Below are 19,956 nucleotides of genomic sequence, written 5' to 3' on the forward strand. Positions count from 1 at the left end.
AGGATATCCAAATGAACATCCAGACCGCCGTTGAAGCAAACGGGCGTGTTTACCCTGCTCCGAAGGTAGCGGCTGTTTCGATCTGCCTCGACGGTTGCGAACCGGAGTATCTTGATGTGGCGATTGCCCGTGGTCTGATGCCGACGCTGAAGAGGATGCGGGCGGAAGGCACGGACAAGCTGGCGCATTCTGTCATTCCCTCGTTCACCAACCCCAACAACCTGTCGATCGCAACGGGCCGGCCGCCGATCGTGCACGGCATCTGCGGCAATTACCTGATCGATCCGGATACGGGTGAGGAAGTGATGATGAATGACGTGCGCTTCCTGCGTGCGCCGACGCTGTTCTCCAGGTTCTACGAGGCCGGGGCCCGGGTTGCCGTGGTGACTGCCAAGGACAAGCTGCGGGCGCTCCTGGGTGCCGGGCTGAAGTTTGACGAAGGCCGCGCGATCTGCTTCTCCTCGGAAAAGTCCGATCAGGCAACGCTTGCCGAAAACGGCATCGACGATGCCTCCAGGTGGCTCGGCATGGACGTGCCGGAAGTCTACTCCGCCGAACTGTCGGAATTCGTGTTCGCCGCCGGGGTGAAGCTCTTGACGGAATTCAGGCCGGATGTGATGTACCTGTCGACCACCGACTACATTCAGCACAAGTTCGCTCCGGACCAGCAGGGCGCGCTCGACTTCTATGCCATGTTCGACAGGTACCTGGCACAGCTGGACGAGCTGGGCGCGGCCATCGTTGTCACCGCCGACCACGGCATGAAGCCGAAGCATCTGGCCGACGGCTCCCCCGCCGTCGTCTATGTGCAGGACCTGATGGACGACTGGCTGGGCAAGGACAAGGCCCGTGTGATCCTGCCGATCACCGACCCTTATGTCGTGCACCACGGTGCCCTTGGTTCCTTTGCCACCACCTACCTGCCGGAGGGCGCCGACCAGGCCGGCATCATTGCCAGGCTGCGCGCGACCGACGGCATCACCCATGTGCTGACCAGGGAGGAAGCCATCCGGGAATTCGAGCTGCCGGGTGACAGGATCGGTGACCTGGTGATGGTCTCGGGCGAGAACATCTGCATCGGCACATCCGCGCACCGTCACGACCTTGCGGCGCTGAAGGAGCCCCTGAGAAGCCACGGCGGGCTGACCGAGCAGGTGGTCCCGTTCATCGTCAATCGCAAGATCGAACTGCCGGAGGCACCGACCTTGCGCAATTTCGACGCCTTCTTTTATGCAACCAAAGCAGCGGCCCAGTGAGATGACCATCAACGTAGAAATCCGCAACGAGGGCATGCGCATTGGCGGTGAAAAGGTGTTCACCGACGACGTCGTGCCCGTACATTACCCCTATACGGACGAGATCATCGGAACCGTACCGGCCGGAGGGGCCGGGCACGCCGCGCGCGCGTTCCAGATCGCAGCCGACTACACACCGGTATTGACCCGCTACGAGCGCCAGCAGATCCTGTTCCGCGCCGCCGAACTGATCCGCGAGAAGCGCGACTGGCTGGCAAAATGGCTGACGCTGGAACTGGGCATCTGCCACCAGCATGCGCTCTACGAGACAGGCCGGTCGTATGACGTGTTCACCCTGGCCGGCCAGATGGCGATCCTGGATGACGGCCAGATCTTTTCCTGCGACCTGACCCCCCAGGGCAAGGACCGCAAGATCTTCACCAAGCGCGAACCGGTGCGGGCGATATCGGCGATCACGCCGTTCAACCATCCGCTCAACATGGTCAGTCACAAGATCGCCCCGGCGATCGCCACCAACAACTGCGTTGTCTGCAAGCCGACGGAGCTGACCCCGCTGACGGCAATCGCGCTGGCCGATATCCTCTACGAGGCCGGCCTGCCGCACGAAATGTTCCAGATCGTCACCGGCTGGCCGAAGGACATCGGTGATGAAATGATCACCAACGACAACATCGACATCATCACCTTCACCGGCGGTGTGCCGGTGGGCAAGATGATCGCCGACAAGGCCGGCTACAAGCGGACCGCGCTGGAGCTTGGTGGCAACGATCCCCTGATCATCCTCAACGACCTGTCCGATGCGGACCTGGAAAAGGCCGCGACGATTGCCGTTGCCGGAGCGACCGGCAACTCCGGCCAGCGATGCACCGCGGTCAAGCGTATCCTGGTTCAGGAAAGCGTCGCGGACCGCTTCGTTCCCAAGGTCCTGGAAAAGGCCAGGGCGATAAAGTTCGGCGACCCGATGGACCCGGACACCCAGCTCGGCTGCGTGGTCCATGCCCGGGCGGCCGAACTGTTCGAAAAGCGGGTCCTGATGGCAGCTGAGGAAGGGGCCGAGATCCTTTATCATCCCGGCCGACAGGGCGCCCTGCTGCCGCCGATCGTGGTGGACAGGGTTCCACACGGCTCGGAACTGGTCATGGAAGAGACATTCGGCCCGATCGTGCCGATCGTTCGTGTTCCCGACAATGACGAGGAGGTCATGGCGATTTCCAACTCGACCGAATTCGGCCTGAGCTCGGGTGTGTGCACCAACGACCTCAACCGGGCCATCGCCTATATCAACGGTCTCAATGTCGGCACATGCAACATCTGGGAGCAGCCCGGCTACCGCATCGAGATGTCGCCCTTCGGCGGCATCAAGGACAGCGGCAATGCCGTCAAGGAAGGCGTTCTGGAAGCCATGAAATTCTTCACAAACGTCAAGACATACTCCCTGCCCTGGCCTCGATAGACAAGGACGTTCCCCCCAAACTGCGAGGCCAAAAGGGCCTCGCTCTTTTTTGGCAAACAGAAAGCCAGCTCTGACCCTGATTGTCAGGCAATTGTCAAAACGCCCGTCCAAGAGCAGGACTTCCCGTCACAATTCAAATTTTGCCGGTCAGCATCGAAACAGACCAAAACCAAAGTGATGATCCTGATTCAATCGGCCTGAAGCCTCGCAACCGCGACCGTTGCACACGCGGCATCTTCCGGGCCGGCTGCTCCGGACACACCCAGGGCACCGATCAGGGCGCCTTCGACATAAACAGGCAACCCGCCTTCCCAGGCACAAAGGCGCGGTCTGTTGACCATGCCCAGCTCCAAACCCTTGCCAGACGACATGCGCTCGTTGAAATCCCTTGTCGGTTTCCCGAGTATCGCGGTGTAGGCCTTGTCTGTCGCAAATTCGAGGATGGGTGCCGGAACTCCGTCCATGCGTCCTGACGCGACCACAGCCCCCCAGGGATCAACAGCAACGGCAGCGACCGCCCAGCCGTTATCTTCTGCGTGCGACAACGCTCCCTGAACAAGGTCGGCAGCCGTTGCATATGAAATGACCGCCTGTGTGCGTATGGTCAATGACATGACTATGGGTCCTTTCCCTCAGACAAGATGGTTCTGCAGAGACCTGAAGCAGTGTCATTCAATGTCCGGTTTCCGGCCATGACACGCTCAACAGACTGTCCGGAACCTTTCCACGATCGTGTCCAGAACTTCGCCGGGATCCCGCTGCCACCAGTCGCGGGAGGAAAACACCTCAACCTCGCACGGGCCGCAATAGCCGGCTGCTTCCACAGCTGCCCGCAAGCCTTTCAGATCGGCGACACCATCTCCCATCATGCCTCTGTCCAGGAGCATGTCACCGGTTTCCTCAAGCCAGTCGCACAGGTGAAAGCCATAGATCCGTTCGCCACCTGCTTCCCTCAGGCTCTCGGCAATCGCGGTATCCCACCAGACGTGATAGGCATCGACCGCCACGCCAACATTCGCCGCGCCGACCCAGTTACAAACCCGCACCGCGTCGCGAACGGTCATGAGCACCGTGCGATTGCCGCCGAACATCGGATTGAGCGGTTCGAGCGCCAGCTTCACACCCATGTCTGCAGCATGGTCGCTGAGCACCGCCACGCGCTCTGCCAGGATTTTCTGGCTTTCCAGGATGCCTTTGGTCTCTGGTTCTGTCCCGCCGGTCACGATCGTCAAAACCGGCGCGCCCAGATTCGCGGCAACATCGATCGTCTCTCGCGCTTCGTCGAGCTGCTCCGGAGCTCCTGAGCCGACGATGTAAGGTGTCCTGCACAATCCAACGACCTGCATTCCCACGGCACGGACACGCTCGCCAATCTCCCGGGCCTGATTGTCAAGCTCCCGCCGCCAGAAGACGATGCCCCCGAAGCCGCGCTCGGCACAGGCCTCGATGATCCTTTCCGGCGGCCACCCGGCGCCGAACCCGTCAAGGTTATGGCCGAGCGTTGCCGTGTTCAGCGCAAGCGCCGATGTATCCCTGGAGAAATCCCGCATCACAGGCCGTAGAGCGTCAGAAACGCCTTCATTCTCTTCACCGCAAGATCAGGGTCGCGCAACAGACCGTTTTGCTCGGCCAACTTGAAACAATCGACGAAATAAGGCAGCGGCCGCATCGATTGTGCCCCACCCAGCATGACAAAATGTTCCTGGAACCCGTTCAACCAGGCAAGAAAAACAACACCGGTCTTGTAATATTGCGTCGGGCTTCGAAAGATCAGGCGAGCAAGAGGCACGGTTGGGTCCAGCGTCGCGCGAAACCCATCGGCATCTCCGGCACCGAGTTGACCAACAGCATTTCCGACGGCAACCGCAAGAGGATCGAAAATGCCGAGAAGTGCGTGGGAAACGCCCGTGTCGTCTCCCGCGATCAGCTCCGGATAGTTGAAGTCGTCTCCGGTATACATCTTCACACCGGCAGGTAGCTGCCGGCGCATCAGAATTTCCTTTTCCTTGTCGAGAAGCGATATCTTGATCCCATCGACCTTGGCGGTGTTCGCCTCAATCACCTCCAGGGCGATTGCCATTGCATCCTCAAAGCTGTCGCCCCCCCAATAACCGGCCAGTTCAGGGTCGAACATGTCGCCGAGCCAATGGAGAATGACCGGCTTGTCGCAGGCCGACAGAACATTCGAATAGACACGCAGATAGTCTTCCGGCGAGGCTGCCACACGTGCGAGCGCACGCGACGCCATTACGATCAAACGTCCTCCGACACGCTGTATCGCTTCGACTTGTTCCAGATAGGCAGCCAGAACATCGTCAAGCGTCAACGCATCGGACAGAACAAGCTGGTCGGTGCCACAGCCGTTGAATACGAGGGCGTCCGGAACCTCTTCCTGCGTTCGGCGGATCAGTTCAAGCGCACCGGGCCAGTCGAGCCCCATTCCGCGCTGCGCCGTGTCCATCGCTTCCGCGATCCCCAGACCGAGATCGGCGAGGTGGCGCCTGAAGGCCATGGTCGATTGCCAATCGACCACCGCGGCCCCGGACGGATCTGCTGCAGAAAAGGGGTCGGCAACGACATGAGCCGCCGAAAACACGATCCGTGCGGGATCCGGCCCGAGCGGAACCGCTTCGATCGGCGAGCCTTTCAGCGTGTAGTCGGCCAGTTTTCCGTTTGGGTCCGGCAGGGCAATTCTCATCAAGTGATCCTCAAAAGCGGGGAACCAGCATTCCGGCATCTGCCGATATGGCCTGTCCGGTGGTGTAAGGTAACTTGCCTGATGCCAGCGCGGCGATGATTGCTCCCATGTCCTCCGGCTGGCCGACACGCGGGAACAGTGTCAAACCCGCCCTGGCCCGGTCCTCATATTGGGAAATCACGGGCGCGGTCATATCGGTTTCGACCAACCCCGGCTGAACGTCGTAAACGGCTATGTTTTCTGCCCCCAACCGCACCGCCCAGATTTTCGACACCATCGCCGCGGCCGCCTTGGAGGCACAGTATTCCGAGCGCGGGACGGCAACGGCAACCGCGTTTGACGAGGTCACATTGACGATCGCGTGGAAAATTTCCGGATTGCGCGTCCGTGTCAGGACCCGCGCGGCAAACGCTTTCGTCAAGAAGAACATGGCTTTTGCATTTACCTCAAGACAGCGGTCCCAGCTCTCCTCGGAAACGTCCAGCGGATCTCCACGCTGCAGGACACCCACTCCTGCATTGTTGACCAGCGTGGTGAGTGGTCCGAGAGCTGCTTCGATAGCGTCGAGCGCCGCTTCATGCTTGCCCAGATCGGCAACATCGAAAGGAGCTGCCACGGCGGCAACGCCAATCGAGCGGACCTCCCGGACGGCGTTTCGAAGTTCGTCGTCATCAAGTGGCCCATTGAGCGCAACCGCGAAACCTTCGGCGGCCAACGCCTTCGCAGCAGCCAGCCCGATCCCCCGGCTGGCCCCGGACACCAATACCGCCTGTCCGGTCATGACGCGGCTCCGTGCTTGACCAGCTCACGAGCGATGATCATGCGCTGGATCTGGTTGGTTCCTTCATAGATCTGGGTGATCTTTGCGTCCCGGTAAAGGCGTTCCACTTCAAAGCCCCTGATGTAGCCGGATCCGCCAAACACCTGGACGGCGTCGGCTGTGCGCGCGACAGCCATGTCTCCGGCAAAACACTTCGCCATGGAGCAGGCCTTTGTCGCCAGTTCGCCGCGGTCGATCTTCACGGCTGCTGAATGAACCAGAAGCCGCGCCGCCTCGACATCTTTCGCCATGTCCGCCAACAGCCATTGCACGCCCTGGAATTCGACAATCGGCTGCTTGAACTGCTTGCGTTGCTGGGCATAGTCCACGGATGCTTCCAGCCCCGCCTGACCGATGCCGACAGCCAGGGCCGCAATGCCGATCCGTCCCTTGTCGAGAACGCTCATCATCATGTGAAATCCGCGTCCCTCGTCTCCCAGAAGGGCATCCGCGGGCAACTCAACATCCGAGAAATTCAACGCACCGACCTGACTGGCGCGCTGTCCCATCTTGTGCTCCTTGGGACCCCGCTCGACACCTTCGGCGTGAAGGTCGACGATAAAGATCGACATGCCGCGCCTGCCCGCCTCCCGGTCGGTCCGTGCAAGCACAAACCCGACATCGGCGACCGGTGCATTGTGGATCCAGATCTTGCCGCCATTGAGGATCCAGCCGTCACCGTTCCGGACCGCTTCGGTACGAATTCCCGAAACATCCGTTCCGGCTTCGGGTTCGGTAATGCAATAGGCGACCCTGGTCTTTGCAGTCATCACCCCGGCTAACCACCTTGCGCGCTGCTCCTTCGTCCCGTGACGCACAAGCAGTGTGGAGATCAGTTCGATCAACCCGCACTGATCGGCGACGCTGGCGTATCCTCTCGAGAGTTCCTCCATCACAAGCGCATATGCCAGCGTGTCGAACCCCGGACCGCCCATCTCCTCCGGGACGCCGATTCCGAACAGGCCGAGATCGCCCATCTGCGCGTAGAGCTGTGCGGGAAAGCGCTCTTCGCTATCGAGCTCTTCGGCTGCAGGCCGTATGACCTCGTTGGCGAAATCGCGCGCCATGTCGCGTACCTGAATATGCGTTTCGGTGATGTACATCTGCGTATCCATTTGTAACTATCTAGTTACTTTATCCGCACTCCGATCGCATGGTCAAGTGGTTCCGATTCCAAATTCTCCTTGCAGAGTTGACATTTGGCGAGTTAAATAACCAATTAGTTACTTTGAGGGGACACGGTATGCAGCCTGATGCCAAAATGAAATTCGGACGTGTGGATCTGGAAGTTACCGCTTTTGGATTCGGCACCGCACCAGTTGGAAACATTTTCCGTGAGATCGACGAGGAAACGTCCGACAACATGTTCCAGACCGCATGGAAGTCCGGGGTCCGGTATTATGACACCGCACCGATGTATGGCCACGGGTTATCGGAGTTGCGCACCGGGCATAGCCTGCGCTGGAAGAACAGGGATGACTATGTTCTGTCGTCCAAGGTGGGTCGTGTTTTGAAACCCGCACGCAAGCAGGACATCGACTATGCGCCCTGGACAAATGCCGGCCGCTTCAAAGTGAATTTCGACTATGGCTATGACGGCACGATGCGCAGCTTTGAAGATTCGCTTCAGCGGTTGAATCTCGAACGGATGGACATCTGTTTCATCCATGACATCGACCGGTTCACCCGCGGCGATGAACAACCCGAAGTTTTCAAACAGGCAATGGACGGTTGCTGGAAAGCGCTTTTGGAATTGCGGGACCAGGGTGTCGTCAAGGCGATCGGGGTTGGCGTCAATGAGTGGCAGGTCTGCCACGAAGCCCTCAAGCAACGCGACTTCGACTGTTTCCTGCTCGCAGGACGCTATACGCTTCTGGAGCAGGAATCCCTGAACGAATTTCTGCCATTATGCGAAGAGCGCGGCGCAGCCGTCGTTGTCGGCGGAGGGTTCAATTCCGGGATACTTGCAACAGGTGCCATCGAGGGAGCAAAATACAACTACGCCCCTGCACCTGCCGACATCATGGGCAAGGTCTCCAGGATCGAAACAGTCTGCGCCGAGTTTGGAGTTCCGCTTCCGGCCGCTGCGCTGCAATTTGTGGTCGCGCACCCGGCGATACCCAGTTTCATTGCCGGAACGCGTACCGTCGAACAGTTGCAAAAAAATCTCGACTGGTTCAGCCACCCGATACCAGTGGAGTTCTGGTCAGAACTGAAGGCAAAAGGTCTTTTGCGCGAAGACGCACCGACCCCGTGAGTAATCTACAGCTGCCCCCCGGACGCTACGGCTTTGACGAAGTGGCCACTGGCGACAGAATTCATACGCCGAAGCGCCTTGTAACGGCTTCGGACATTGACGCCTTTGCGTCGCAGTTCGGTGACCGCTTCGAAATCCACATGGATGACGCAGCTGCCCGAAACCACGGATTTCCGGGTCGGGTCGCGCATGGTCTCCTCGTGCTTTCGCTTGTTGACGGATTGAAAAACCAGTCAGACGCCCAGTTCAGGGCAATCGCGTCCCTGGGATGGGATTGGTCCTTCCGCCGCCCTGTCTTTGTAGGCGACGAGCTTGGCGCAATGATTGAAATCATGGAAAAGCGAAAGGTGACGAAACCCGATCGCGGTATTCTGACACTCGCTTTTTCTGTCTCGAACCAGCGTGGCGAGATCGTGCAGGACGGCTCGAACAAGCTCCTGGTCTACCGATAGCGGCAGAGGCCCCGATTTGCTGCCGACGTGTCCGGGTCCGGACTGCCCGCAAATGCTACTCACACCTTGTAGTCACACACGAAAACACCATCGGCTCCCCCCTCAAGCTCAGCGACGATCCGGCTACCGATTGCCTGGTGCACTTCGTCCTGGAGATAGGCATCACGAACGTTTTCATCCTTGAAGTCGAACCAGAAAACATCCCGGAACCCCCGGACCAGCGGATCTTCCACACTGATGTTCGGGCGAACCTGAAAATCGGCGATCCCGACAATGCGATCCGTTAAAGATGCAAGTTCGCTCATCAGATTGTTCTTGACGTCGGCAGGTGTGCCTGCCCGAAAGTGCAAGGCCACGAAATGGCGGATCATTGCCCATCCCCTTTTCCAAATTCAGGTGTTCGTTTGTCGCGAAAAGCTGCAAGCCCTTCTCTCAGCTCCGGAGATTGCGCAGCCACGGTGCCGGCAAGCGCATCGATGACGCGTTCACGCTCTTCGCCTTCAGCGGCATTGATCATCATCTTGACAAGCTCTGTAGCCCTTGGTCCGCGCTGCAGAACAACTGCTGCAATTTCCCGCGCCGCCTGGAGTCCCAAACCGGTCTCAACCACTTTGTCCACGAGCCCGGTCGCCAGTGCCTGTTCGGCACCGTAGGTCTCGCCGAAGACAGCCATCCGCCGGACCACTTGCGCACCGAACCGGCGCACAGCCCGCTGCGTGCCCGACCATCCGGGAATGATCCCGAGACCAGTCTCCGGTTGTCCGATCTGTATTTGGGTTTCAGCAATACGATAGTCTGCACACGCGGCAAGCTCCAGGCCACCACCGAGCGCATGACCGTCCAGGACAGCGATCACCGGCTGCCGCAGTCGGGCAATCGCATCAAAAATCGTGTGCCCGTCGCGCACCCAGTGTCTGCCGAAACGAACAGCGTTTTCCTTTGACCAGGCATCGATGTCACCACCGGCCGAGAAAACCTTGCCCTCACCTGACAGGATGACGACGTGAATGTCCTCGCGGTGCTCGATCTGTCTGCAGCACGACGAAAGTTCTTCGACCATTGCGGTGTCCATCGCGTTCAGTTTTTCCGGACGGGACAGGCGCAGATGTCCGGTCGCGCCCTCCACGGACACGGTAACCTGCCTCATGGCGTCAGCCCGAACGGCTCGGGTCTGAACAGCGCGCCGTTCATCACTTGCAAGTTGTCTGCCACCCGCAGAGGAGTTGACGCCTGCTCGAGAATGTCTCGGTGCAGATCCATTCCCGGAGCAATCTCGGTCACCATAAGGCCATGCTCCGTCAGCTTCATCACGCATCGCTCGGTCACATAGGTGGCCTCCTGCCCCTGCATCAGCGCACGCTTTCCGGAGAACGACACCTGATCGACCGCAGGAACGATTTTTGAGGTGTGACCCTCCCGGTCAATCACCAACCGACCGTCGTCGAGATGCATTTTCGCACCCGCGTTGAACGTGCCGGAAAACACGATCCGCCTGGCCCGCGCGGTAATATCGACAAATCCCCCCGCGCCCGCGGTTCTGTGTGGCGTTGCCTTTAGCCTGGAAACATTGACCGAACCGTCGGCACCTATTTCAAGGAAGGACAAGAGCGATGCATCAAATCCTCCCGCCTGGAAGTAGGCAAACTGGTGAGGGGAAGCAACGAAGGCCTCTGCATTCGCCGCGCAGCCGAACTTGAAGTCGAGAAGCGGAATACCGCCGACAGCGCCCTGTTCGATGACCCAGGTCACGTCACCATGACGTCCCTCTTCCAGGTAAACCCTCGGTACATTTGCAGAAACACCGAACCCGATATTGACCGACCAACCTTTTTTCAGCTCTTGCGAAACACGGCGGGCGATCACTTTCTGCACGCCGAATTCCATCAACTGAAAACTGTCGAGCGGCCTGATCAACTCACCGGATATTGCCGGATCATAGGGTGTGGCGGTTGTCTGCAGCATCTCCGGAGCTTCGACGACAACGTCAACAAGTATTCCCGGAACATGAACGTCGTGAGGTCTGATCGAGCCGTTCTGACCGACCTTGCGTACTTGTGCGATGACGGTACCACCGCAATTGTGCGCTGCCAGTGCCATTTCCATCGCACCGAGATAGGCCCCTTCCGATTCAAAACTCAGGTTGCCTCTCTGATCGCCCGTGGTCGCCCGGATAATCGCGATGTCAGGCTTGATCGCCGGGAAATACAGCCAGTCTTCTCCTTCAAACTCCATGTGACGCACCAGTGGTTCGGCCGCCGCCGCCGGGTTCATGGCACCGCCTTCCAGGTCTGGATCCACAAACGTCTCCATACCGACTTTCGTCAGGACACCGGGCCGGTGTCCCGCGCCTTCGCGCAACATGTCAAAAATGATACCGGAGGGAAGATTGTAGGCTTTGACCTGGTTCTTGATGATCATTTGCCAGATAAGCGGCGGCTCCGCCTTTGATGGGCCCGATGGATAGCTGCCTCCGATGATCTTTGTCAGACACCCGGATTTGGCGATGTGATCAACGCCCTTTGTGCCGAAAAAGTCGCCCGCCGCGATCGGGTGAATCGTCGTCAGATTTCGGGGAGCACCTGCCGCGTCGAACCGTTCGCCGAGCGCCTCCAGCACCGCGTCCGGACAGCAAAGGCCGCTTGAGGAATTCACTGCAACGACGGCGTTGTCGGGGATAAGCGCGACAGCTTCAGCCGCGGTTTTCTGTTTGGTCACAGCGTCCTCCGTGATTCGGATATTTATCCGAAGTAACTAGTTAGTTATTAAACTATGCCAATCCGTGAGCATTGAATCAACCCCGGATTTCCTTTAAAAATCAAACAGTCGACAAATTCCCCTTCCTCTTAAGTAACTAATGAGTTACAAATTAAGTAACCAAAAGGTTACAAGCCATCAGGTTCAAGGGAGGCTGAGATGAATGTATCGTTCCAGAAAACCAACCAGCGTGCATTTGGCACATATCCGCTGACGGGCGACCAGGCAAAAAACGCCATTCTGGCTGCGGCGGAGGCAGGTTATCGTGCATTCGATACGGCCCAGATGTACGGCAATGAAAAAGAAACTGGAGAAGCGCTCAAGGCAACAGGCTTGAAACGCGGGGATCTGTGCCTCACGACAAAGGTGCATCCCGATAATTTTGGTGAAGATGCTTTCCTGGCCTCGGTGGAAAAAAGCCTTCGGGATCTGCAAACGGACTACGTCGACATCCTGTTGCTGCATTGGCCGCCGGTTGGCGGCGATATCACCCCGTCTCTTGAGCTATTGCAGTTGGCCCGGGACAGAAACCTGACGAAGAATATCGGCGTTTCGAACTATACCGTGCAGATGATGAAGGACGCGGTTGCCATCGTCGATGCGCCGATCGTCACCAACCAGGTGGAATTTCATCCGCTGTTGAATCAGGACAAGCTCCTGGCGGGTGCGAACGAAATCGGCATTCCGCTATCCTCCTACTCTTCGGTTGCACGCGGCGAAGTTTTCAAACAGCCCCTGTTTGCGGACATCGGCAAGGCTTACGGCAAGAACGCCGGCCAGGTTGTTCTGCGCTGGATCCTGCAAAAGGGTGTCAGCATAAACACGATGTCGACAAAGCCGGAAAACATCCGCTCCAACTTCGACATCATGGATTTCACTTTGTCTTCGGTGGACATGGCGCGCATCGATGAGTTGACACACCGGAACTACCGGATTGTCACCAGGGATCTCGTTCCATGGGCCCCTGACTGGGATTGATCGGGGGCGGTTACAGACAGGCAAAAAAGAGGGCGATCACCTGATCGCCCTTTTCAGTTGGGGAAGCCCGTTCAGTTATTGCCCCGAATGAGGTCGCTCGCCTTTTCGGCAATCATGATGGTCGGCGCATTGGTATTCGAGCCGATGACACTGGGCATCACTGAACTGTCACATATCCGTATTCCCTCCAGTCCGCGCACACGCAGCAACGGATCGACCACCGCCATCTCATCCACGCCCATTTTGCAGGTGCAGGTCGGGTGATAGGACGTTCGCCCGTACTGACGCGCATATGCCTCGAGGTCTGACCGGGACTTGACGGTGTCATCGGGAAAGCGGGTCGATTTGATGTATTTCTGCAAGGAAGGTTGCTCGAAAATTTCCCGGCTGATCTTCACACCTTCGATGCCCGTTTTCAGATCATCCGGCTCAGCCAGAAAATTCGGATCAACGATCGGAAGGTCGTCGGGATCGGCTGATCTCAATCGAACCGTGCCCCGGCTCTTCGGGCGAAGCGCGTAGGAATTCAACGTGATCCCCGAAGCCCCCTTGCGCACGCTCGGCACGCCTGCCTCGGCGCCCGCGCCTGCCAGGAAGTGGAATTGAAGATCGGGAACCGGTTGGTCGGCGTCGGCGTACCAGAACGCACCTCCCTCGACGACATTGGACGTGATCGGCCCGGACCTGAACAGCAGATACTCCATCCCCGCCCATGCGGCCCAGTGCAGCTTGTTGTATTTGTCGAGACTATCGTGTCCCTTGAGCTCGGCCACGATGTCGATCCCGAAGTGATCGTGCAGGTTCTCCCCCACACCCGGCAGATCATGAATGACATCGATGCCATGCTCCCTGAGATGCGCGGCCGGTCCGATGCCCGAGAGCAGCATGATTTTCGGAGTACCTATTGCCCCCGACGTGACGACGACTTCGCTCTCGGCATTTGCCTTGTGCTTCACATCATCTTTGACGTACTCGACACCGGTTGCCCGATTGCCCTGGAACGTGATTTTCCGGACAAGGCAGCCGGTTTCAACCGTCAGGTTTTTCCGGTTCAACACTGGTTTCAGATAGCCAACGGCGGCTGAACAACGTCTGTAGTTTTTCGTGGTCGTCTGGTAGACACCGCAACCGGCCTGCGTCTCGCCATTGAAATCGTGGCTGAAAGGAATTCCACGCTCCTGGCAGGCCCGCACAAAAGCCCTTGTCATGACTTGCGGATCAGGAATGTTGGAGACACCAAGCGGACCGTCCGTTCCGTGCCAGTCGCCGGAAAGTACTGTGTTGCCCTCCGAGCGCAGGAAATACTGCTGGATTTCACTGAAGGACCAGCCCTTGCACCCCTCCTCATGCGCCCAGCGGTCATAGTCCACAGGGTTTCCGCGGGTGAAGACTTCCGCGTTGATTGAACTGCCCCCACCGATGACACGCGCCTGGGCATATGGAATTTCACGGTTGTTTGCATGCTTTTGGGGTGCCGTGACGAGGCCCCATGTATGCGGACCGGTCGTCATCTTGGCGAAGCCGACCGGCATGTGGATCAAGGGGTGGGAATCCCTGCCACCGGCTTCGAGCAGCAGCACGCGCGCGTCTGCATTCTCGCTCAGCCGACTGGCCAGAACGCAACCGGCTGACCCGCCGCCCACAATGACAAAATCATAGCCGCTTTCAGTCATCACGCCACCCACGGTGTCCGTTTTCCGATCTCAATGTGCACGGATTTGACCTGGGTGTATTCTTCAACCCCGTAGATGCCGGCTTCGCGACCCCACCCGGATTGCTTGAAACCGCCAATCGGGAGTTCCGGCCCGCCGGAGAGGGTGGTATTGATCCAGAAACGCCCGGCCTGCACACGCCGCGTGACGACAAGAGCCTTGTCGATATTCTTGGTCCAGACACTGGCGGCAAGGCCGTATTCGGTGTCATTTGCGATCGCCACAGCCTCTTCGAGCGTATCGAATGGCATGACAGTCAATACGGGACCGAAAATCTCTTCGCGTGCAATTGTCATCTCACTGGTGACGTTTCCAAATAGCGTCGGAGCGATATATTGCCCATGGCCGAAATCAAGCTGCTCGCCCCCATGGATCAGCGTCGCGCCCTCGGCACGGCCTTTCTCGATATATCCCATGATCGTCGTGTTCTGGGCATCGGTCGTGATCGCCCCGACCTGGGTCCTTTCGTCCAGAGGGTCACCAACGCGCACTTTCCTGAACTTTTCCGCGACCATGGACGCAAATTTCTCGGCAACGGTTCGCTCAACGATCAGTCTGGAACCCGAAACACAACATTGACCCGTATTGAATCCTATTCCAAAGGCAACACCATCCGCGGCATCTTCCAGATCCGCATCTGCGAATACGATCTGCGGGTTCTTGCCGCCCAGTTCCAGCCCCAGCTTCTTGAAATTGGATTTTCCCGACGCTTCAACGACACGGCGACCGACCGCCGTCGAGCCGGTAAAAGACAGCATGTCAACCTGCTCATGTTCGATCAAGCCCTGCCCTATTGTGCTGCCGGAACCGGTCACGACATTCAACACGCCTGCCGGCAATCCCGCATCATGCAAGATCTCCGCGAGGATCAGGGTTGTTGCCGAAGTGACTTCCGAGGGTTTGGCAACGATCGTGCAACCGGCCGCAAGAATATACGGAATGCGCTCGCACAGGATCAGGAATGGAAAGTTCCACGGCGTAATGACACCAACGACACCGACAGGTTCGCGTGTTACGACGCCGAACATGCCGTCCCCGAGATTGTTGAAACTGTCGCCGTGAAGAGACCGTGCCAGCCCGCTTGCATATTCGAACATGCCGACACAGCCCCCGACTTCCGCACGCGCCTGTGAGATCGGCTTGCCGTTTTCCAAAGTCTCCCAGTAGGCGATTTCTTCCGCTCGCGTCCGGACACCTTCAGCAGCTTTCAAAAGCACAGCGGCACGGTCAGCGCCCGAAAGACCCGACCAGCGCCGGTCGTCAAAGGCTTTCCGGGCGGCATTAACGGCTGCATCCAGATCGGCATCCGTGCATTTCGGGATCCGGGTAACAGGAACGCCATGCCCGGGCGAAAACCTTTCAAACACCTCGCGACTTTCTATCGGCAACCAGGAACCGTCTACGAAAAACCCGAATGCCCTGGGTTGTTCTGGAAGGCTTAGTACGATGCTTGAATCACTCATTTTCATTCCCCAACGAAGAAACTTCGGAAACCGGATTTGAAGCGAATTGGATTTAAGAGGTTGCGTCGAGGCTGGTACGCCATTCATTCCAACCACCTTCAACCGAAGAAGGTGCGGCATGCCATTCGGGCATCGGCAATCCCGTGGCGGGATCCCTTGAGGGAATGGGGAGCATCATTATTCGTTTGCAGGCTCTTTTGTAGTCTTCGTCAGACAAAAAGGCCTCCTGAATATCATCCCAGTCGCGACCATCCGGGTAGCCGCCGCACATATGGACATTGTCCGACCTGGCGATCATTTCGTGGCTGACCCCGGCAGGCATTAGAATGACATCACCCGCGTCGATCTTCACTTTTGTCCATCCGCCTTCTCCGACAGACAGGCTGAACTCAATCCAGCCTTGTGCGCAGCCCAGGCACTCATGTGTTGTCGAGTGAAAATGTGCGTACTCGTAGATCCCCGGGTAGTCCCAGTTGTTCGACCATCCATTTGATACAAATAGCCGTTTGATTGCATCGGCACCGCCGCCCGGGACAACATTGCGATGCACAAGAAGTGGAAACCGGTTGTTGGGAATCCGGCCCTGCGGTCTGGACATGTAGGCTTCGGTAGTCATTTCAACTTGCCCTCTTCACATCACGATTTGCGTTTTCAAGTCTTCCGGTCGGTCGACCAGACTGTCGAAGGCCGACTGGATGTCGGCAAGCGGAAACGTCGCGCCGGTAAACGCCTCGGTCCTGATACGGCCGTGGGTCAGAAGCGTCAGGCTGTCATGCATGTCCTGCCCCATACCGGCGACGGAGCCCTTGATCGAGTTTTCTTCAAGGATCGTCTGTAATATGTCGACCGGTAACGTCTCGCCGGCTCCGGTCAGTCCGAATGCTGCTATGTGGCCGCCCTTGCGAATGAGCTGCATGGCGGTCTGATAGAGCGAAGGGTGACCGACACTCTCAATCACGATATCCGCGCCACGCCCTTCCGTGGCACGCATCACGGTTGCTTCGAGTTCGGCTGGATCAGTGACACCGTAATCGGCACCCGCTTCCAGTGCCAGGCGAACACGGTCTCTTGAAATGTCGGAGACGATTATCGGTGCTGCGCCGATCGTGCGCAAAAGCTGGACATGAAGATTGCCGATTGGCCCTGCCCCGATCACCACAACCGATTGCCCGAAGGTGATCCGGGCTTTCCGGGCGGCACGGACAACGCAGGCGAGCGGTTCTGTTAGCGCCAGAACGGCTTGTGGTGTCTTGTCCGGAGCAGCAATGACCAGCCGTGCCGGAACCGCAATGAATTCGGCGAAGGCACCGTTGATGGTGATACCCATCTGTTGCATGTCCGGACAGTTCAGGATTTCGTTGCGCCGACACCAGTAGCAGTGTCCGCAGCCGATGTTCATATCGACCACAACCGATTGTCCGACCTTCGTGCCCTCAACATCTTTTCCGGTTTCGACGACCGTCCCGGTGAACTCGTGACCCGGGATCAGCGGCAGCTTGTCGGCCGCGTAGTGACCGTTGAAAATATGCATGTCCGTACCGCAGATGCCGGTTCGGGCAATCTTGACCAGCACCTGATCGTCACCGACCGACGGCATCGGCACGTTGCGCAACTCAAACCTGCCGGGTTTGACAAGATATGCCGCCAGCATCGTCATTTGACTACGCCTCTGAGTTTCGACCGGTCGATCGTCAGTGCGATGGCGGCGATCAGCACGATCCCGAACACCATCTGCTGCTGGGTCGCGTCGATTTCCAGGTAGACCATGGCGGCCCGGATCACCATGACGATAAGTGTCCCGATCGCGGTGTTGAGCACACCACCGACACCGCCGGTCAACGGCGTGCCGCCAACCAGTACGGCCACGATGGCAAGCAGCAGAAATCCGTTCGCCAGGTTGGCATCGCCTCCGGATAGTTTCACGGAAAAGATCAGTCCGGCGACGGCGGCGAAGACGCCGGAAATGGCGAAAGCAAGGATCTTCACTCGGTCGACGTTGAGGCCGGACGCAATTGCTGCAGGTTCACCGGAACCGACCGCTTTCAAGGACCTTCCGAATGTGGTCCGTGTCTGCAGGAACCACGCCAGCACCAACAGAACAATTGCGATTACCAGCTCGTGCGGGACACCCGCCGTGTTGCCGAACATCCAGCCGAAGCTCGAATTCCGCAGCTCGGCATCCATGTAGAGTGCGCGCTGACCGGAAAAATACTTCGCCGCAGAAAGCGCGACGAAGCCCATGGCGAGCGTGGAGACAAAGCTCGGCACATAAAGACGCGTCGTCACGAATCCCGAGATCGCGCCAACAATGAATCCCGCCGCGACAGCAACAAGGGCAACCCCGACACCGAATTTGGCAAGATAGACCGTGGCGATCACGGTCACCAGATTGGCAAGCTGCTGAACCGAGAGGTCGATCCCGCCGATATAGATGGCGAAAGTCATGCCCAGCGCCATGATGAACAGCGGCACCACGTCGGTGACCAGGGACAACAGGCCCGCGGGGTCAAAGAAGCTGGGATTGGCAATACCGACCAGCAGGACCAGCACGAGAAGCGTGATCCAGGGAAGATGCGGCTTGATACGTTCGAATGACATTTTCAGCCTCAGATCATGTGGTGAACAAGGTCATAAAGCGACGGCTTCGCGCCGGGTGCGCAGTCAAAGCGTTTCTGAAACTGGCCATCCTTCAGGACAAGAATTGTGTGACTGAGCCCGATTGCCTCCTCCAGCGTATCAGCCACCAGAACGATGCCGACACCGGCATCCGACATCTCGCGTATCATTTCGTAGACGTCTTCCTTGGCACCGATGTCGAGCCCGCGCGTCGGATGGTCCAGAAGCATGATCTCTGCGCCGCCTGACCGCCATTTCGCCAAAACCACTTTCTGCTGGTTACCGCCGGACAGACCACCGCAATCCTTGTAGACATCAGGGGTCTTGATACCGAGGCGCTCGATCCAGTTGCGGGCAAGTGTCTTTTCTTCGCTCACCCGCAGAACGCCTGCGTTCGCGTATTTGTTCATCTGGCTCAACGTCATGTTTTCATAGACGTTCATGCCGGCAACGATGCCTTCGACCTTTCGTTCCCGCGGGATGTAGCCTATTCCCGCATCGACACCACCGCGCGCGGAAAAACGGGTCACCTTTTGGTTCCTGATCGCGACAGAGCCGCTGGTCGGTGTTTCGAGACCGAAGATCGTGCGCAAGATCGCCTCGCGACCCGACCCCTCCGTGCCGACAAGGCAGAGCACTTCTCCTGGATGCAACGCGAAGGAAACATCCTCAAAGCGCTTGTCGCAGCTCACGCCGTCGAATGTCAGCAACACTTTGCCGGCGTCGTAAGGCCGCTGCTTCTGCTCGCGATAATATTCCTTGTCGACTTCCCGCCCGACCATCTTGTGCTGAATGGCATCCACCTCGGCCTCGTCGTGCGACACAACATCGACAACGGCACCGTCCTTCATCACGTAGATACGGTCCGAGAGCCGCAGGACTTCGTCCATGCGGTGGCTGACGAAAATAAAGCTCGCCCGTTGCTTGAGATCCTTCACGAGGTTGAACAGCAGCTCGACTTCCTCCTTGGCAAGAACCGAGGTGGGTTCGTCAAGCAGGATCACAAGATCCCCATCGATCCGCTCTTCCAGCGTCAGAACCTTGGCAAGTTCCACCAGCTGGCGTTGTGCGAAACTGAGTTCGGACGTCGTCATGCCCGGATCAATGTCCAGCTTGACCTTTGCAAGCTGCATTCGGGCCGCCTCGGACATCGCCTTCCAGTTGATGACGCCGAATTTCACGAACTGCTGCTCGTAGCCAAGGAAGATGTTTTCCATCACCGTCAGGTTCAGGATCAGCGATTGTTCCTGGAACACCATGCCGATACCGTGTTCCATCGCCTGACGGGGGTTTTGAAAACGAACCGTGGTGCCGTCGAGTGCGATGTTGCCGCCGTCCGGCTGGTAGGCTCCGTAGATCACCTTCATCAGGGTGGATTTGCCGGCACCGTTTTCGCCGACCAGTCCAACGATCTCGCCGCGTTTCACCTTGAAATCGACACCCTTCAGCGCGTGAACGCCGGGAAAGTGCTTGTCGACTTGTCGAAGCTCATACATG

At 58.3% G+C, this 19,956-nt stretch carries 19 protein-coding genes; 5 read left to right on the plus strand and 14 right to left on the minus strand.

Going from position 1 to position 19,956, the window contains the following annotated elements; translation table 11 throughout:
* Window positions 1–11 precede the first annotated feature (11 nt).
* Together phnA and phnY are read left to right on the plus strand one after the other, a co-directional pair.
* Window positions 12–1,256 carry a phosphonoacetate hydrolase gene (gene phnA / locus ACO6TI_RS29815; RefSeq protein WP_196878974.1) on the plus strand — a complete coding sequence of 415 codons (1,245 nt, stop codon included), beginning with the start codon at window positions 12–14 and terminating at the stop codon, window positions 1,254–1,256.
* Window position 1,257: 1 nt separating this feature from the next.
* Complete coding sequence (phnY, locus tag ACO6TI_RS29820) at window positions 1,258–2,709, plus strand: phosphonoacetaldehyde dehydrogenase (protein WP_082465667.1); 1,452 nt, start codon at window positions 1,258–1,260, stop codon at window positions 2,707–2,709.
* A gap of 188 nt (window positions 2,710–2,897) precedes the next feature.
* Here the strand turns inward: phnY and ACO6TI_RS29825 are convergent, their stop codons facing one another.
* The 5 genes from ACO6TI_RS29825 to ACO6TI_RS29845 form a co-directional block, all read right to left on the minus strand.
* A complete protein-coding gene (locus tag ACO6TI_RS29825) occupies window positions 2,898–3,323 on the minus strand; it encodes a heme-binding protein (protein WP_104701177.1) in 426 nt (141 codons plus the stop codon).
* A gap of 87 nt (window positions 3,324–3,410) precedes the next feature.
* The gene (locus ACO6TI_RS29830) at window positions 3,411–4,259 is read right to left on the minus strand and encodes a sugar phosphate isomerase/epimerase family protein (protein WP_104701176.1); all 849 of its coding nucleotides are present in this window, start codon (window positions 4,257–4,259) and stop codon (window positions 3,411–3,413) included.
* Window positions 4,259–5,407, minus strand: a complete 1,149-nt coding sequence (locus ACO6TI_RS29835; RefSeq protein WP_422383946.1) for a dihydrodipicolinate synthase family protein — start codon at window positions 5,405–5,407, stop codon at window positions 4,259–4,261. Before ACO6TI_RS29835 ends, ACO6TI_RS29830 begins: the two co-directional genes overlap by 1 nt.
* A gap of 10 nt (window positions 5,408–5,417) precedes the next feature.
* The gene (locus ACO6TI_RS29840; protein WP_104701174.1) at window positions 5,418–6,188 is read right to left on the minus strand and encodes a 3-ketoacyl-ACP reductase; all 771 of its coding nucleotides are present in this window, start codon (window positions 6,186–6,188) and stop codon (window positions 5,418–5,420) included.
* On the minus strand, window positions 6,185–7,330 hold the full coding sequence (locus ACO6TI_RS29845; protein WP_055112828.1) for an acyl-CoA dehydrogenase family protein: 1,146 nt from the start codon (window positions 7,328–7,330) through the stop codon (window positions 6,185–6,187). Before ACO6TI_RS29845 ends, ACO6TI_RS29840 begins: the two co-directional genes overlap by 4 nt.
* Window positions 7,331–7,470: 140 nt before the next feature.
* On the opposite strand from ACO6TI_RS29845, the gene ACO6TI_RS29850 reads away from it, so the two are divergent.
* Window positions 7,471–8,484 (plus strand): aldo/keto reductase, encoded by a 1,014-nt coding sequence (locus tag ACO6TI_RS29850; protein ID WP_055112829.1) that lies wholly within the window; start codon window positions 7,471–7,473, stop codon window positions 8,482–8,484.
* The gene (locus tag ACO6TI_RS29855) at window positions 8,481–8,936 is read left to right on the plus strand and encodes a MaoC/PaaZ C-terminal domain-containing protein (RefSeq protein WP_196879605.1); all 456 of its coding nucleotides are present in this window, start codon (window positions 8,481–8,483) and stop codon (window positions 8,934–8,936) included. The genes ACO6TI_RS29850 and ACO6TI_RS29855 overlap by 4 nt, the downstream gene beginning before the upstream one ends.
* Before the next feature lie 59 nt (window positions 8,937–8,995).
* On the opposite strand, the gene ACO6TI_RS29860 is transcribed toward ACO6TI_RS29855, so the two are convergent.
* The 3 genes from ACO6TI_RS29860 to ACO6TI_RS29870 are packed head-to-tail and all read right to left on the minus strand — an operon-like array spanning window position 8,996 to window position 11,651.
* On the minus strand, window positions 8,996–9,307 hold the full coding sequence (locus ACO6TI_RS29860; RefSeq protein WP_055112831.1) for a Dabb family protein: 312 nt from the start codon (window positions 9,305–9,307) through the stop codon (window positions 8,996–8,998).
* Window positions 9,304–10,083, minus strand: coding sequence for an enoyl-CoA hydratase/isomerase family protein (locus tag ACO6TI_RS29865; RefSeq protein WP_422383947.1), 780 nt, complete (start codon window positions 10,081–10,083; stop codon window positions 9,304–9,306). Before ACO6TI_RS29865 ends, ACO6TI_RS29860 begins: the two co-directional genes overlap by 4 nt.
* Window positions 10,080–11,651 (minus strand): acyl CoA:acetate/3-ketoacid CoA transferase, encoded by a 1,572-nt coding sequence (locus tag ACO6TI_RS29870; protein ID WP_422383948.1) that lies wholly within the window; start codon window positions 11,649–11,651, stop codon window positions 10,080–10,082. The genes ACO6TI_RS29865 and ACO6TI_RS29870 overlap by 4 nt, the downstream gene beginning before the upstream one ends.
* A 198-nt stretch (window positions 11,652–11,849) precedes the next feature.
* Between ACO6TI_RS29870 and ACO6TI_RS29875 the strand changes: the two genes are divergently transcribed.
* The gene (locus ACO6TI_RS29875; protein ID WP_409859480.1) at window positions 11,850–12,668 is read left to right on the plus strand and encodes an aldo/keto reductase; all 819 of its coding nucleotides are present in this window, start codon (window positions 11,850–11,852) and stop codon (window positions 12,666–12,668) included.
* Between the two features lie 71 nt (window positions 12,669–12,739).
* Here the strand turns inward: ACO6TI_RS29875 and ACO6TI_RS29880 are convergent, their stop codons facing one another.
* From ACO6TI_RS29880 to ACO6TI_RS29905, 6 genes are read right to left on the minus strand one after another with little or no spacing between them, the layout of a single operon-like run.
* Window positions 12,740–14,341 (minus strand): GMC family oxidoreductase, encoded by a 1,602-nt coding sequence (locus ACO6TI_RS29880; protein WP_422383949.1) that lies wholly within the window; start codon window positions 14,339–14,341, stop codon window positions 12,740–12,742.
* Window positions 14,341–15,843: an aldehyde dehydrogenase family protein gene (locus ACO6TI_RS29885; RefSeq protein ID WP_350185810.1), complete on the minus strand. Its 1,503-nt coding sequence runs from the start codon at window positions 15,841–15,843 to the stop codon at window positions 14,341–14,343. Before ACO6TI_RS29885 ends, ACO6TI_RS29880 begins: the two co-directional genes overlap by 1 nt.
* A gap of 52 nt (window positions 15,844–15,895) precedes the next feature.
* The gene (locus ACO6TI_RS29890; protein WP_055112838.1) at window positions 15,896–16,459 is read right to left on the minus strand and encodes a hypothetical protein; all 564 of its coding nucleotides are present in this window, start codon (window positions 16,457–16,459) and stop codon (window positions 15,896–15,898) included.
* Between the two features lie 15 nt (window positions 16,460–16,474).
* The gene (locus tag ACO6TI_RS29895) at window positions 16,475–17,500 is read right to left on the minus strand and encodes a zinc-dependent alcohol dehydrogenase (protein WP_348315595.1); all 1,026 of its coding nucleotides are present in this window, start codon (window positions 17,498–17,500) and stop codon (window positions 16,475–16,477) included.
* On the minus strand, window positions 17,497–18,441 hold the full coding sequence (locus ACO6TI_RS29900; protein WP_055112840.1) for an ABC transporter permease: 945 nt from the start codon (window positions 18,439–18,441) through the stop codon (window positions 17,497–17,499). The genes ACO6TI_RS29895 and ACO6TI_RS29900 overlap by 4 nt, the downstream gene beginning before the upstream one ends.
* 8 nt (window positions 18,442–18,449) lie before the next feature.
* Complete coding sequence (locus ACO6TI_RS29905) at window positions 18,450–19,955, minus strand: sugar ABC transporter ATP-binding protein (RefSeq protein ID WP_196900960.1); 1,506 nt, start codon at window positions 19,953–19,955, stop codon at window positions 18,450–18,452.
* Window position 19,956 lies beyond the last annotated feature (1 nt).

Origin of the sequence: Roseibium album (assembly GCF_965233825.1) — a bacterium.
Taxonomy (GTDB): Bacteria; Pseudomonadota; Alphaproteobacteria; order Rhizobiales; family Stappiaceae; genus Roseibium; species Roseibium album.

Coding starts and splice junctions, on each gene's coding strand:
- phnA (WP_196878974.1), top strand. CDS start 12: ATGAACATCCAGACCGCCGTTGAAGCAAACGGGCGTGTTTACCCTGCT.
- phnY (WP_082465667.1), top strand. CDS start 1,258: ATGACCATCAACGTAGAAATCCGCAACGAGGGCATGCGCATTGGCGGT.
- ACO6TI_RS29825 (WP_104701177.1), bottom strand. CDS start 3,323: ATGTCATTGACCATACGCACACAGGCGGTCATTTCATATGCAACGGCT.
- ACO6TI_RS29830 (WP_104701176.1), bottom strand. CDS start 4,259: ATGCGGGATTTCTCCAGGGATACATCGGCGCTTGCGCTGAACACGGCA.
- ACO6TI_RS29835 (WP_422383946.1), bottom strand. CDS start 5,407: ATGAGAATTGCCCTGCCGGACCCAAACGGAAAACTGGCCGACTACACG.
- ACO6TI_RS29840 (WP_104701174.1), bottom strand. CDS start 6,188: ATGACCGGACAGGCGGTATTGGTGTCCGGGGCCAGCCGGGGGATCGGG.
- ACO6TI_RS29845 (WP_055112828.1), bottom strand. CDS start 7,330: ATGTACATCACCGAAACGCATATTCAGGTACGCGACATGGCGCGCGAT.
- ACO6TI_RS29850 (WP_055112829.1), top strand. CDS start 7,471: ATGCAGCCTGATGCCAAAATGAAATTCGGACGTGTGGATCTGGAAGTT.
- ACO6TI_RS29860 (WP_055112831.1), bottom strand. CDS start 9,307: ATGATCCGCCATTTCGTGGCCTTGCACTTTCGGGCAGGCACACCTGCC.
- ACO6TI_RS29865 (WP_422383947.1), bottom strand. CDS start 10,083: ATGAGGCAGGTTACCGTGTCCGTGGAGGGCGCGACCGGACATCTGCGC.
- ACO6TI_RS29875 (WP_409859480.1), top strand. CDS start 11,850: ATGAATGTATCGTTCCAGAAAACCAACCAGCGTGCATTTGGCACATAT.
- ACO6TI_RS29880 (WP_422383949.1), bottom strand. CDS start 14,341: ATGACTGAAAGCGGCTATGATTTTGTCATTGTGGGCGGCGGGTCAGCC.
- ACO6TI_RS29885 (WP_350185810.1), bottom strand. CDS start 15,843: ATGAGTGATTCAAGCATCGTACTAAGCCTTCCAGAACAACCCAGGGCA.
- ACO6TI_RS29890 (WP_055112838.1), bottom strand. CDS start 16,459: ATGACTACCGAAGCCTACATGTCCAGACCGCAGGGCCGGATTCCCAAC.
- ACO6TI_RS29895 (WP_348315595.1), bottom strand. CDS start 17,500: ATGACGATGCTGGCGGCATATCTTGTCAAACCCGGCAGGTTTGAGTTG.
- ACO6TI_RS29900 (WP_055112840.1), bottom strand. CDS start 18,441: ATGTCATTCGAACGTATCAAGCCGCATCTTCCCTGGATCACGCTTCTC.
- ACO6TI_RS29905 (WP_196900960.1), bottom strand. CDS start 19,955: ATGTATGAGCTTCGACAAGTCGACAAGCACTTTCCCGGCGTTCACGCG.